The 14004-nt window shown below is 67.1% G+C and carries 10 protein-coding genes; 3 read left to right on the forward strand and 7 right to left on the reverse strand.

The annotated features are described in order from the left end of the window. Positions 1–25: 25 nt before the first annotated feature. The 6 genes from gap to FBR05_07505 form a co-directional block, all read right to left on the reverse strand. Positions 26–1030 carry a type I glyceraldehyde-3-phosphate dehydrogenase gene (gene gap / locus FBR05_07480; protein ID MDL1872033.1) on the reverse strand — a complete coding sequence of 335 codons (1005 nt, stop codon included), beginning with the start codon at positions 1028–1030 and terminating at the stop codon, positions 26–28. Positions 1031–1143: 113 nt separating this feature from the next. Further along, entirely contained in the window at positions 1144–2700 is a 1557-nt protein-coding gene (locus FBR05_07485) for a hypothetical protein (protein MDL1872034.1), read from the reverse strand. Next, positions 2085–3230 carry a (Fe-S)-binding protein gene (locus FBR05_07490; GenBank protein MDL1872035.1) on the reverse strand — a complete coding sequence of 382 codons (1146 nt, stop codon included), beginning with the start codon at positions 3228–3230 and terminating at the stop codon, positions 2085–2087. Before FBR05_07490 ends, FBR05_07485 begins: the two co-directional genes overlap by 616 nt. Continuing rightward, positions 3227–3991: an FAD-binding oxidoreductase gene (locus tag FBR05_07495; GenBank protein MDL1872036.1), complete on the reverse strand. Its 765-nt coding sequence runs from the start codon at positions 3989–3991 to the stop codon at positions 3227–3229. Before FBR05_07495 ends, FBR05_07490 begins: the two co-directional genes overlap by 4 nt. Further along, complete coding sequence (locus FBR05_07500; protein ID MDL1872037.1) at positions 3984–5528, reverse strand: FAD-binding oxidoreductase; 1545 nt, start codon at positions 5526–5528, stop codon at positions 3984–3986. Before FBR05_07500 ends, FBR05_07495 begins: the two co-directional genes overlap by 8 nt. A 63-nt stretch (positions 5529–5591) precedes the next feature. Next, complete coding sequence (locus FBR05_07505; protein MDL1872038.1) at positions 5592–6026, reverse strand: hypothetical protein; 435 nt, start codon at positions 6024–6026, stop codon at positions 5592–5594. Positions 6027–6177: 151 nt separating this feature from the next. On the opposite strand from FBR05_07505, the gene rplM reads away from it, so the two are divergent. The 3 genes from rplM to FBR05_07520 all read left to right on the forward strand — a co-directional run bounded on the left by rplM (position 6178) and on the right by FBR05_07520 (position 8300). Next, on the forward strand, positions 6178–6630 hold the full coding sequence (gene rplM, locus FBR05_07510) for a 50S ribosomal protein L13 (protein MDL1872039.1): 453 nt from the start codon (positions 6178–6180) through the stop codon (positions 6628–6630). A 15-nt stretch (positions 6631–6645) separates the two neighbouring features. After that, on the forward strand, positions 6646–7044 hold the full coding sequence (rpsI, locus tag FBR05_07515; protein MDL1872040.1) for a 30S ribosomal protein S9: 399 nt from the start codon (positions 6646–6648) through the stop codon (positions 7042–7044). A gap of 215 nt (positions 7045–7259) precedes the next feature. Continuing rightward, positions 7260–8300, forward strand: coding sequence for an N-acetyl-gamma-glutamyl-phosphate reductase (locus FBR05_07520; GenBank protein MDL1872041.1), 1041 nt, complete (start codon positions 7260–7262; stop codon positions 8298–8300). Between the two features lie 21 nt (positions 8301–8321). On the opposite strand, the gene FBR05_07525 is transcribed toward FBR05_07520, so the two are convergent. After that, the gene (locus FBR05_07525; protein ID MDL1872042.1) at positions 8322–14003 is read right to left on the reverse strand and encodes a hypothetical protein; all 5682 of its coding nucleotides are present in this window, start codon (positions 14001–14003) and stop codon (positions 8322–8324) included. Position 14004 lies beyond the last annotated feature (1 nt).

Below are 14004 nucleotides of genomic sequence, written 5' to 3' on the forward strand. Positions count from 1 at the left end.
GAGGCTCTTGATCATGGAAACCGGCTTAAAGTTTGGAACCGACGTACTTCGAAAGATCGATCATCCGCTGGCTGAAGCCGCTCTCGTTGTCGTACCAGGCGAATACCTTCACCATCGTGCCGTCCATCACCTTGGTGGAAAGGGCGTCGACGACCGAGGAATACCGCGAACCGTTGTAGTCGGTGCTCACCAGGGGTTCCGCGGAATAGCCCAAGATCCCCTTCAAGGCGCCGCCGGCCGCTTCTTTCAAAAAGCCGTTTACCTGCTCGACGGTGGTCGCGGTCTCGACGTCCGCCACGAAGTCGACCAGCGAGACGTTGGGCGTGGGCACGCGGATCGCCAGACCGTCCAGCTTGCCCTTCAGGCGGGGCAGCACCAGGCCGATGGCCTTGGCCCCGCCGGTGCTGGTCGGAATCATGTTGATGGCGCCGGCGCGGGCCCGGCGCAGGTCCTTGTGCCCGCCGTCGACGATGCGCTGATCGTTGGTGTAGCTGTGCACCGTCGTCATGAAGCCGCGCTTCACCTTCAATTTTTCGTCGAGCACCTTCACGACCGGCGCGAGGCAGTTGGTGGTGCAGGAGGCGTTGGAGATCACCTCGTGCTTGGCGGGATCGTAGCCGTCGTGGTTGACGCCGAAGACGACCGTGTAGTCGCAGTCGTCGGAGGGGGCGCTGATGATGACCTTCTTGGCCCCGCCCTTGAGGTGGTGGATGCAATCCTTCTTGCCATCCAAGCGGCCGGTGCACTCCAACACGATGTCGACCGGCGTGTCGCTCCAGTTGATCTTGGTGATGTCGGGGATCTTGGAGACGAGGACCTTCCTGCCGTCGACCACGAGGGCGTTCTCTTGGGTCTCGACCGTGCCTTTGAAATTGCCGTGAACCGAATCGTATTTCAGCAGGTGGGCCAGCTCCGTCATGGGGGCCATGTCGTTGATCTTGACCACCTCGAACTGAGGATCGCCCTGGGCGAGCCGGAAGATGGTGCGACCGATGCGGCCGAAGCCGTTGATGCCGATGCGTAGTGCCATAATGCTTTAAAACTCCATAGGTTAGGTGGCCGATTTTAGAGCGGGCGAAGCTTAAACATAGCCCCTCCCCCCTGTCAAATTATTCGACATTAAGGCCCATCATACCCGGGGGCTTAGGCGGACGGAACCAGGATATCGAGGGCTTGGGGGCGGATTTCGAAGACGATCCTCGGGCTGTGGAGGTGCTCCCCGTCCAGGTCGATCGGCATTTCCCCGGAAAGGGACTCGATGGCGAGCCGGGTGCCCGCTTGGTAGTGGATCTGGGGGTGGCGCATGCGCTTTTTGCGGTAGATCTGCGGGAGCTGCCGCAACAGGGCGCCGTAAGGCAGGCGCTCGGCGACCATGCAGAAGAACAGGCCGTCGTCGAGCTCTGCCTCGGGCGCGATGCACATCCCGCCGCCGAAGTAGCGGCTGTTGGCGGCCATGGCGATGAGCAGGTTCAGCTCGCGCTCCCAAAGCCGGCCATCCGGAAGCGTCAGGGCGACCCGTACCCTCGGCGCGCGGTAGCTCCAGGCTGCGAGCAGGGTCGAGCGCAGGTACTCGAGCGAGCCCAAGATCTTGCGCGAGGCGCTCACCCGGCGCACCACCTCGCCGGCGATCCCGGCGTCGGCGATGTTCAGGAAGTAACGCTCGGTCTCGGCGGCGGGGCCCAGCCGCGCCAGGCCGACGTCGATGCGCCGGGGACGGGCCGCCAAGATCCAGGAAAAATCGCTGGGGTAGGGATAAAGCTCTTTCAAGTTCCGCGAAAAATCCCCGCCGGTTCCGGAGGACAGGGTCCCCACCGCGGGCCGCGCCTCGGGCGGGAGGGTCAAGACCCCGTTGGCGACCTCGTTGAGCGTCCCGTCCCCGCCCACCGAGAAAAGGCGCCGGCAACCCCGCCCCGCCGCCTCTTGGGCCAGACGGCTCGCGTGGCCCGGCCCTTCGGTCGGCAGCCACTGCGCCTCGGGCAGCCGCTCGGCGGCGAAGGCGCGCAGCGCGGCGAGGAAGCCGCGGTTTTTCCCGCGGCGGGCGACGGGATTGACGATGAAGGCGACGTCGTTCACTTTCACGCGATTCAACTCTCGGCGCCGCCGCGTTTCGGGGCCTCGGCCGGGAGAATGTGCTCGTTGAGAAACTCGTAGAAGTCCTGCACCTCGAAGCCCCGCGCCAGACGCCGGAAGGCCGCCTCCGCCCTCGCGTCGGCGGTGAGCAGCTTGCCGATGCCGCGCGCGGCGATCTCCTCCACGGTGCGCAGCGCGATCTTCTCGGCGAACTCGGGGAAAACCATGTCGTAGCTCCCCTCGGTGCCGGAGCTCAGGCTGTCCAGGCCCGACCAGGAGAGCTCGAGCGGCGGAAAACCGGTGAGCTCGCTTAAGATCCGCCGCGGCAGCTCGACCAAGCCCAGGTAGCGGCTCAAGTGCGAGGGGTCGTGATATGCCAGGCGCCCCTTGATCTTGCCGCGGCTGCGGTAGTTGGAGTGGCGCAGGTAGGGCTCGAGGAACTCCATGAGCGGGACGCTGCTCTTCTCGAGGGAAAATCCCTGGGCCGCGTACTTCTGCTTGAGGGTGACGCAGCACTCCGGACCGTCGCTGACCACCCACTTGTAGTCCTTCATCGAGTAGTACTGCACCTCGGCGACCTCTTGGAATTCGGAGCGAAAGCCGAGGGCGTCCAAGGGAGCGCCGCAGCATTGGATGGGCGTCTCCACCACCGAGACCCCCTCGATGCCCAGCTTCTCGAAGAGCTCGAAGTACACCCCGAGCCGCTCGGGGAAGTAATGCATCGTGTGGCAGGAGGGCTGGAACAGGACCTCCTTCCCCTGCTTCGGCGCGGCCTGCGGCCAGTGCGCGCGCGCCCGCTCGTAGAGGTCGAGGCCGTAGGGATTGTTGGCGGCGGCGAAGCGCTCCTCGAGGGTGTAGACCGGCGCGGGGGCGGCGTAGTTCTCGACCGCCATCCGCCGAATCTCGGCCAGGGCGGAGGGCACGTCGTTGCCGTGCTCGCAGTATTGCTGGCAGTGCAGGCAATTCACGCATTGATAGACGGCGGCGACCATCGCCTCGCTGAGCGGCAGGGTCTTGTCGGTCAGCCAACGCGCGATCTCCATCTTGCCCCAGGGCGTGTAGGTCTCGCTGGCCGTGGCCTCGGCGGTCGGGCAACTGAAGCGGCACATCTTGGGGCAATAGGTGCAGTAATCCATCATCTTCTTGAGCTCGCTCCTCATGCGCCCTCCTTGAGGAAAGAGGCCAAGGCACGGTGGCTTTCCGGCAGCTCCTGCCGCCGGCGCTCGGAGCGTTCCTCGGCTTGGGCGATTGCCGCGCGCCGCAGCAGCGCGTCGAGGTCCGCCTCGTCCCGCCCCGACTTGAAGCCCAGCGCACGGCCCTGCTTGCCCAAAGCCAGGTCTTCCAAGGCCTCGCCGTAGCTCCGCATCCACCCCTCGGGCCCCCACCACGAGAAGGCCGCCGCGCGGTCGAGCAGGGACATGCCCTCCAAGACCTGCATGGCCTCCTCCGAGGCGAGGCGGGCGCGCAGCGGCAGCGGCCAGCGCAGCTTGAGCAGGGATTTCTCGAAGGCCTCGAGGTCGCGCTCCTGCGCGAAGGCGTAGGCGCGGCACTCGCGGTGGGCGGGCTTGGGAAAGATCCGCAGCGTCGCCTGGATGGGCAGGCCGAGCCACTCTCCCGAGCCGATCGCCATCTTCTTCAAGCCGGGGCCGGCCGCGGAGCGCGGCGTCTTGACGTTGGCGTAGAGGGCCCCGCCCGCCTGCGCCAATTTAAGCTGGAGGCAGAGGTCCTCGATGCCGCCGAAGGCCGCGGCGTAGAGGTTGGGGAGGCGGCGGCTCAGGGCCTCGGCCAGCAGGGCGCGGTTGTCGGGAAGGGCGAAGTAATTCAGGGTGTAGCCTTCCGCGCCGACCTTGTCTTCGAGGGCCGCGACGCTCAGATCGGTGTCCGCCGTGACCAAGAGCGAGATGGGGTCGATTTCAATCATGGGCGAGCCCCAGCTTTCCGGGATTGAGGATCCCCGCGGGGTCGAGCTTCCGCTTCATGCGATTCAACCAATCCATCGCCTGCCCCCACTCGTCCTTCATGAAGGCTGCCTTGAGGACGCCGACGCCGTGGTGGTGGGTGATCGTGCCACCCGCGGCGACGCAGGCCTTCAGCGCCTCGGCCCAGATGCGGTCGTAGAGCTCGCGACTCGCCTCGCCGCCGTCCCGGTAACCCAGGAAGGTGAAATAGATCGAGCAGCCCTCCGGATAGGCGTGGCTGAAATGCGCCATCACCAGGCCGTGCCGCGAGATCGCCGCGCGCACTCGGTCGTAGAGGTTGCGCAGGTTGTTCCAGGTGGTCGCGACCTCCATGGTGTCGGCGAAGAGGCCGGCGTCGAAGAGCGGCGACAATTTGTAGGAGACGCTGTAACGGTGCTTCAGCCAATAGCGGCCGGTGCCCTCGCCCAGGTCCTTCGCCTTGAGCTCGACGCAGAGCTCGCGGGCCCGGGCGACCTGGGCCTGGGTCAATTCCGCCGCGCCTTGGAAGCCGAGGATCAGCATGCATGGGCCGGGCAGCAGCCGCATCGCCTGCCGCAGCAGGGCGGGCCGCTTGAGGGCCAGCTTCAGCGAGGCGTCCTTGGCCCAATGCAGGAGGGGATTGAGGGCCCGCGCGAGGCCGTCGAGGACCGAGGGCTCGGCGCCCTCCTGCTTGTAGGAGGAGAAGAGGACGGTGTCGAGCTCGTCGTAGAGCCGCACCACCGCGGGCTTTAAGCCGGCCTGCAGGATCTTGCGGATCGCGTCGAGGCCTTGGTCGAGCTGGGCGAAGGAGAAGCCCAAAAAGGTCTCGCTCTCCGGCAGAGGATGCACCCGCAGCGTCGCCTCGGTGACGACGCCCAGCGTCCCCTCCGAGCCGAGGAAGAGCTCTTTCAAGTCGAGCTCGCCCGGGCAGTCCGCGACGTCGGCCAGATCCGCGATGCGACCGTCCGCGAGGACGACCTGCATCCCCTCGACCATGTCCTCGATCTTTCCGTAGAGGGAGGAAAACTGGCCGGCCGAGCGGCAGGCCAAATAGCCGCCGAGGGTCGCCACGTATATCGAGGAGGGAAAATGCCCCAGCGTGAGGTTGCGGCGCTTGAGCTCGCGCTCGAGCAACTCGCCGTTGATGCCGGCCTGGGCCCGCACCGTCATGCGCGCGCCGTCCACCTTGAGGATTCGGTTGAGCCGCTTGAGGTCGAGGCTGATCCCGCCGCGCAGCGCCCAGGTCCCGCCGCAGACGCCGGAGCCGCCCCCGAAGGGCACCACGGGGATGCCGCGCTCGCTCGCGAAGGCGAGGACCTTGGCCACCTCGCGGGCGGATTCGGGCCAGACGACGGCCTCGGGCGGAAATTTCACCTGGTTGTCGCGGACCCAAAGGATGCCCTTGCTGCAGGAATCGCGGCCGTAGCTCAGCCGGTCGGGCGGCGAGGCGCTCACCTGGTCGGGCCGCAAGAGCCGGCCCAAATCGCGAAGCAGCTCGGGTTTGACCGTGGCGAGATCCATCGTGGAAACTTTTAAGGTTTTTCCCGGGCGGGAGCCAGGAAATTCTCCCGGAATACGTCCGGCTCAGGCCGCACCGCGGGAGGTCTCGAGGGCCTTGGCCTCGATAAAGTCGAGGGCCTCCTTGACCGGGACACGATTGGGGCAGACGCTCTCGCAGTTGCGACAGCCCTCGCAGAGGCTCAAGTCCACGCCCGCCGCCCAAAAATCGCCGGTGGCCCGCGTCAGCGTGGTCACCAGGGCGCTGGGGCCCGGAAAGGACTCGCGCGGCAAGGTCTCGAGGGCGGGACAGGCCGCGTCGCAGAGCCCGCAGTTGAGGCATTGCGAAAAACGCAGCAGCCAGGTCTTGTCGACCTGACTTAAAGGGACGAGGCGATCGGCGCGGTAGTGGTCCAAAAAGGCCCGGTAGCCGTTGTCTTGAAAGGGCCGCCTGAGGAAGTGCAGCACGAGGGCCCAGGCGAGATTGAGTTTGGCGAGGAGGGAACGCATCTGGACACCCATGCTAAACCCGGGGCAAAATCCTTAAAAGTTAAAAATTTATCTGTAGTTACGCCGTGGCGCCAAAAGGATTGACATTGGATTTTTCGTATGGCTAGTATCCGGCCTCTTTTCGAGGAACGAGCCGTTCAATCAAAGAATCGTTAGGTTTTTTATGGGTTTAACCAAGAGCTTCACCAAAGAGAAATCCCCCCGCAACTGGGTCCTCGTCGACCTCCAGGGCCAAGTCCTGGGCCGCGCCGCCAGCCGCATCGCCATGATCCTGCGGGGTAAGACCAAGGGGCAATTCACCTCGCACGACGACGTCGGCGACTTCGTGGTCGCGATCAACGCGAAGGGCGTCCGCCTCACCGGCAACAAGATGCAAGAGAAGATGTACTACCACCACTCCGAGTACATCGGCGGCTTAAAAGAGTTCACCGCCGAGAAGCTCCTCGAGCGCAAGCCCGAAGAGCTGATCCGCCGGGCGGTGAAGGGCATGCTGCCCAAGACCTTCCTGGGCAAGAAGCAGCTCAAGAAGCTGAAGATTTATCCCGGCGCGGACCATCCGCACCGCGCGCAAACCCCTGAAGTGGCGAGCCTCCCCAGCCGCCAGTACAAGAAGTAGCAAAAGGACGATTCCATGGCCTCGGTCAAAAAGTTCAACGGAACCGGAAAACGCAAAAGCGCCGCCGCGCGCGTGATTCTCTCGCCCGGCGACGGGCAGTTTACGATCAACGGCCGCGAAGGCCTCGACAACTACTTCGGCCGCGCGACCAGCCGCATGGTCATCCTCCAGCCCTTCGAAGTGACGGGCAACCTGGGCAAGTTCAACGTGCAGGCGACCCTCACCGGCGGCGGGCCCCAGGGCCAGGCCGGCGCCCTGCGCCACGGCATCTCGCGGGCCCTGCTCGCAATGAACCCCGACTATCGCAAGCCGCTGCGCAAGGCGGGCTTCCTCACCCGCGACGCCCGCGTCAAAGAGCGCAAGAAATACGGCCTGCGCGGCGCCCGCAAGGCGACGCAGTACTCGAAGCGTTAGTTCGCGTATATTTTCTCTTCGAAAGAGGCGCCGGCGAGGCGCCTTTTTCATTTCGGGGCCATGATTGGAATTCCATCGCAAGCGATTCTGCAACGGCTGTAGGGGCCGTTCGCGCTTGTCCCCCGACTGAGGGGGAAACGGCCCCTACATGCCGCGCCAAAACGGCGCTTGTAATCGACCTTTACTATCCGCAAATTTTAGGATTTATTGACCCCATGCCACTGAACATCGCTATCGTCGGGGCCACCGGTTACACGGGCGCCGAGCTGGCGCGGCTCCTATTGCGCCATCCCCAGGTGGCGATCACCGCGCTCACCAGCGAGCGCTCCGCCGGCGAGCCCTTCGGCAAGGCCTTTCCCGCCTTCCAGGGCCGGCTCGACCTGGTCCTCGAGGCGCTGAACCCCGAGGCGATCGCGCAGAAGGCCGACTTGGTCTTCCTCTGCCTCCCGCACCACGAATCGATGCAGGCCGCGGCGGCCTTCCGCAAGCTGGGCCGCAAGGTCATCGACTTGAGCGCCGACTTCCGCTTGATCGATCCCAAGGTCTACGAGGCCTGGTACGGCCCGCACACGGCGAAGAACCTGCTCGAGGACGCCGTGTACGGTCTCCCCGAACTGCACCGCACCGCCGTCGCCCAGGCCGACTTGATCGCCAATCCCGGCTGCTATCCGACCAGCTGCATTTTGGGCCTGGCGCCGCTGATCAAAGAAAAGCTCATCGACCTGGAGAGCATCGTCTGCGACTCGAAGTCAGGCGTCTCCGGCGCGGGCCGCGGCGCGAAAACGGACATCCTTTATTGCGAGGTCAACGAGAGCTTCAAGGCCTACGGCGTCGGCAAGCACCGCCACACCCCGGAGATCGAGCAAGAGCTCTCCCGGCTGGCCGGACAAAAGGTCGCGATCACCTTCACGCCCCACCTGGTGCCGATGGACCGCGGCATTCTCTCGACGCTCTACGCCAAGGCGCGCGGCAAGGTACTGCCGAAGGCGCTGCACGACTTGTATCTGGAATTCTACGCGAAGGAGCCCTTCGTCCGGCTCCGTCCGCTCGGAGCCTTCCCCGCCACGCACGAGGTGCGCTTCAGCAACTACTGCGATCTGGGCGTCCACTTCGACGAGCGCACCGGCCGCCTCGTCGTGGTCAGCGCCATCGACAACCTCACCAAGGGCGCCTCAGGCCAGGCCGTCCAAAACATGAACATCCGCATGGGCTGGGAAGAAACGCTCGGCCTGCTCGACACCGCGCCGGTGCCCTAAGCCTACCCTTTCGATCCGGCCTCACTCCTGTGAATCCCGACGATGGTGCAGGAAGGTCAGGCTGTGCTCCCCAAGCCGATTTTCCCCCGGGAGAAAATCGCTGACGTTCATGCTGTCGCCGGGACGGATCTCCACGCGCTGGGAACCGCCCCGCGGCACCACCAACGGCGTCGGGTCCCAGTTCAAGTGGACGATCAAGGCCGTGGCGGGCGAGGTCAATTCGTAGCTCCAGGGCGCGCCGCCCGGGTGGATCCTCAGGGTCGCCTCCCGCAGGCCGCCGACCCGGCTGATCAAGTCCGAGCGGCCGGAATCGCGCAGCAAGGCGCCGAATGACCGGGGATTACCGAGGTCGATCTCCCGAAGCGCGTTCATCGCAAAGGTGAAGAGCGTCGGGCGGTTTTCCGGATAGGCCGGAGGGACGACGGGGCTCGGAGCTTCGGCTCCGGCGGTTTCCTCGCGAACGCCCGCCGTGCGCGCCCGTAGGTGTTCCAAGACCTCGTGCAGCTCAGCGGGGATCTCGCCGGAGACAAGGCGATAGTCGAATTGCCCGCGCATGGGGGAATCGCTCCGCCACGAGAGCTCGACGGCGACGCCGCCCTCGAAGGGGGTCTCGCTCAATTCATAACCCTCGGGACCACGCCCGAAATAGACGGTCACAATCGATTCATCGCTTCGACCGTCGGAAATCCCGCACAGGTGCGCATCCAGCAGGCGGCCGATGGGATGGATCAGGCGTCCCACCCCTCGATCTTGGATCATTTCGAGGGCATAAGGTTGCTCAGCCTGGAGGCGCGCCAGTCCTTCCCGATTTTCCGGCGAGAGTCGGTAGGCGATCAGGGCGGCCTGCTGGCGCTCGTTCAGGCCCTCGTGGGGCTCGGCGTGCAACAGGGTGCCGTCGCGGGCCACGACGACCTCGACCCGTTCCCCGCCCAAGGCCACTCCCGAGCGATAACGGGTCCCGCGGGGCGAGAGGAAGTCGGGGAGCCCGAGATTCGCGGCGAGGATTTCGCCGTTGGGGCCCAAAGTCAAATCTCCAACATAGATGCCGGCAGGGTCGGTGACCCAGCGCAAGCCGCCTCCCATCAGGGAGGTCATCGCACCCTCGCGAAGGTTGTTCAGCAGGTGCCGCAGACCCACCCGCATCGAGGCGACGAAGGCGCCCGGCACGCCGGGCAGGACCTCGACGACCCCCTCTCCCGTCGCGGCGGCGAGCGCGGCGGGCGTCGCGGGGATGGTTTCCCGCGGGACGATGGCCTGGCCGTGCAAGCCGCGCAAGGCCTGGAGGACGCTCCACACGCGGGCGCCGTCCTCCGCCGACAGTCCCCAAGATCCCATCTCCCGCTGGAAGGCGTCGATCGAAGCCTCGTCGACGAGCGCGATCTCCGCGTGCACCGTATTGAACTGCGCGACAAAGGGAGAGTCGCGGTGGGCGCGGCCCTGCGCCGCCTGAACCATCTGGTCGCGGACGCCGGCCTGCACCCGAGCCATGATGTCGGGCAAGAGTGCGTCTCCAAGCGCCGCAGCCCAGGTATCCGGGACGGCGAGCGCGGCGGTTTCCATCGCGGCTCCGGGAGGAACCGGCGGCGGGGTATTTTCGATCTCTTCCGGAGAAGCCAAGGGAACCGCCTCCGGCACCGCCGCGGCGCGCGGCTGGGAATCGGCCGCCACTTCCGTGGGAGGGACTGGGGCTTCCGCAGCCGCAGTTTCGGGCGTCGCTTCAGACGCCGTGCGGGGCGATCCCGAACCGTCCGGTCCCGTGGGCGGACTCGCGGGCTCCGGGGCCCGCACCGCGGGGTCGTAGCGCATGGCTACCAACACGACGTTGTCCGGAGAGACGTGGCCGATGCGCGCCCCGCCGGTCGCGGCGGGATAAACGTCGCCTTCGGCGTCGACGAAATGGCCTTGGAAGCGCCCAAAGGAAATCTGCAGGCGAGCCCCGTCGGCGGACGTGATCCCGCGGCTGATGCGGAAGACCTCGAGCCTCGCCTCGATCTCCCGCTGCAGGGCGTCGCGGATCTCTCCCGCCCCGCGCAGGCCTCGCATCACCTCGCCCATCTGCTCGCGAGTGAAGAGCTCGTGGACGCCGTCGCTCATCATGAGAAAGACATCGCCCGGCCTAGCCTGGAAGGGGCGGTGCGCCCCGCCCCCGTCCGGACGTTCGGGCAACGTCAAGGGGGCGTTGTAGATGCCTTGCGGGTGGAAATTTCCGGAGGGGGTCCGCGCCAAGGCCGTCGTCACCGTCATGTTGTGGCTGCCCAGGGCGCCGAAGACCCGGGATGCGCCGGGATGCGCGTTCATCTCCAGGGTATTCGCGATCTCGTGACCGCTGGCCCGGATCACGCCCGGGAGGTTGTGCGGAAAATAGGGACGGATCACTTCGTAGCCGCCGTCGCCGCGCGGGCGGGCCACGAGCAACTGGGTATCGCCGACCGTCGCCACCTCGACGTGCCCGCTGGGATGCACGCGGATGCCGGTGGCGACCGTGTAGCCGCCGTGCCCGTGTTGTTGGATCGTCTGGTGGGCCGCGAGGAAGGCCTCGCCCAAGGTGACCGGCGCAGGCAGCATGCGCGCCATGACCGTTTGGATGCCGAGGGAACTCGCCAGATCCCCCGCCCCGCTGCCGCCCGCGCCGTCGAAGGCCAGGGCCACCAACGACCCGTCCCCGAGGCGAAGCAGGCCGTAGGCGTCCTCGTTGCGCGGCGGGATCTGCTTGCTGACGCCTTCGTGGGTGAAGGCCGCGACCTCGCCCAAGCCCGGGGCCGCCAGGAAATGCTCGCCCCGCCGCGTGAGGACCTCGTTGCCCTCGATGACCATCAAAGGAAGGCCCGGCTCCAAGACGCCCTCCGCCGGAGGCAGAGGCGTCAAGGGCTCGGCGGGCATCGCGGGCACGCCGCGCGGCGGCGTCTGGGCGGCCTCGTCGACATCGCCCGCCGCGGCCGGTCGCGGCGGCAAGGCGGAATCCTGTGCCTCGGCGGCCGGCGCCGAGGGATCCGCCGCCTGGGGATCTAAAATCGCGTTCCTCCGCTGGCGGACGTCCGGGGAATTCCCGCCGGCGTCCGGCGCTTCCGCGGAGACCGGGGACGCACGCCTCACCATCAGCAGGCGACGCTGCCGGCCCGCTCCGGAGATCCTGGGCTCGTAATGCTCGAACATGGCGTCGTTGAAGGATTCCAGGCTGCCGGGCGCGTGGGCCTCGTGCAGGCCGATCTGCCGCAAGAGGAAGGGACGGTCCCCCGCCAGGGAGGGATTGGCCTGGATCATGCGGTCAGCCACCACACCCGTCCGCAGGGCGCGATGCTCGCCCAAGACAGAAGGGTTGCGCAGCAGCGGAAGACGATTCCAGATCCGCGCAAAACGGCCGGCCTCAGGCAGGTACAGCTCCGCATTCAGCCCCGCCGAGCGGCGCAGACCGCGCAGGCCCGCCGCGCCGGTTTCCCAGAGCAGCATGGTAGCGAAATTCTCCGCGACCTCGTCCCAAGAGGTCTCCCATCTTCCGTTCTGCAGGCGCCTCGCAACAATGCCAAGACCCATACCCATAAAGGTCCCGAAGACCGCGTTGCCGCCGTGCAGGGCCAGGCCGCGGGCGAAGCCCATCTCGCCGATCGCCACGCCGTTCGCGGCGTTCGGGCTCAAGAGGCGGTTCCAGCCGCGCGCGAACAGCAGCGTCGATCCGAAGGTCAAGCCGTTGATGACGCCGCTCGTGCCGAAGTCCCGCCAGAAATGCGTCCGCAGCCCCAGGCCGTGCCGATGCAGGCTGTGCAAGCCCGTGCCCAGCGCGGCCATGCCGACGCCGCTGCCGAGGCCGGTCAAAAAGGTCCCGCGGCGGCTCAGCGTCCCCGCCCGCACCAAGTCGCCTATCAGCGGCGCGGCGAGGCGGCCCGAGGCGCCCGCGCGGGCGATCAGGAGGGCCGGCGTCAGCTCGGTCGCGAGGATGCCCAGCCCCAAGGTGGCCAAGCGCTGCGGCGCGACCAGGTGGCGCAACACGCGGTAGCCGCGATATCCCATCCCCTCCATGCGCTGCGCCAGCGAGCGCGCCTGGTTGGCGACCGCGGGGCTCAGCGTGCGTTCCGGCGCGATCTCACCGCTCTGGGCGACGCTTTGGAACAGGGCCTGCGCCATCGCCTCCTCGTGGTCTTCGTGGGAACCCAGGTCCTCCTGCAAAACCTCCAACAAACGCTCGGCGAAGGCGTTGGCCGGGACATTCGCCCCTTCCGCCGGCTCGAGCAGGCGCAATAAGCGGCTGTAGGAGACGTCGGGATGGGCCTCGGCAAAGGCGCGCACCTGGCGCAGCCCTTCCTCGCCGCGACGCAAGAGCTCCAGCGCGTTGTTCATGCGCGAAGGCCCGGGGCCGCCGTCGGCCTCCAGGCCCAAGGCGACCAAGAGGCCCGGATGCCGGGCCAGCTCCTCGGCCAAACGGGCTACCGGGTGCTGCGCCTCGCTGCCCGACAGGACGGCTTCCAAGGCCCTGCGCCCCGGGCCCACGCGTAAGGATTCCACGTGGGCGGCCGCGTCGCCGGCGCGCCGCCACAAGTCCTCCAACGATTCCTCGCCCGCCACCTCGCGCAGGTAGGTCGCGACCTCCGGGGAAGCCGCCGCGATCCTAAGCAAGGCCGCGCGGTGGTCCTCGGCGGAGGGACCGTCCCGCAGCATCGCCAGAAGCGAGCGCAGGGTCGCCGCTGGATACGCAAGGGCCAGCACCGTCGTCACCGCCGAGAGCGCCTGATAGCGCGAACGGATCGTCGCCTCGGAATCCTCATTGACCTGGTCGAGGGTCCCCGCCGCGGTCGCCAGCCATTGCAGGGCAACGCCGTTGAGGATACCGCCCTCCTGCTCGGCCTGAGAAGGACCGTCGAGCTGACCGATCAGGTTGAGGAAATCGGGATCGGCCCCCAGCTCGCGGCCGGCCGCGTGGTAGAAGCGCAGGCTCTCCGGATTGGCCTCGTTCTCCTCCAGCGGGGGATGCTCGCGGTAGAAGGCGGCCAGCTCGCGGGCGCGCAGCCGCGCCCGATCGCGTTCGCCTTGCAGGACAAATTGGCGCATCTCAATCTGCAGGCGAATGCCCTGCAGCGCAAGGTTCCCCGGCTCGGCGCGCTGCGCCTCGCCCACGTAGCCCTCCAAGGTGACGTGAAAGCGCTGCAACAGTCCCCGCAGCGCGGCGATCTCGCCCGCGAATTCGGGCGTCGAGCCCGCCTCGGCGTCGCCCAGCCGCCCCAGGAAAAGCCGCGCCACGCGGGCGGCGGCAAACAAATAAGTGAGGCGCTGCAGCGGCGAGTATTCGGGACGCTCCGCGATGTGGCGTGCATACTCTTCGGCGATGTCGGAGAAGAGGCGCGCGAGTCGCGGGATCTCGGCGCGCGCCCCGGCGTCGCCCATCTGCCGGTGCAGCAAGACATAGCAGCCGCGCATCGCGTCGAGGTAGCCGAGGCGGTTGCCCTGCCGCCCGGAGTCCCAAAGGGCGCGGACGGCGGCCTCCATGTCGGCGGGCGTCCTCGGCCCCTCCGCCGTCGGACCCAGACGCGGATAGCCCAAGGTCAGCAGGCGGCGCAGGGCCTCGTCCTGACGGAACAAGCCGGCGTTGCGCGAGGCCACGGGCACCTCCAGTGCGGGGCGCAGGCGCGCCAAAGAACGCGGGACCTCGGGAAAATCGAAGGGGCTTCCGCCGCTGCTTGTGAAGAAATTTCTGCGGGAACCAGGGGGCGTCATG

This window comes from Deltaproteobacteria bacterium PRO3, assembly GCA_030263375.1.
In the GTDB taxonomy this organism is placed as follows: domain Bacteria; phylum UBA10199; class UBA10199; order DSSB01; family DSSB01; genus DSSB01.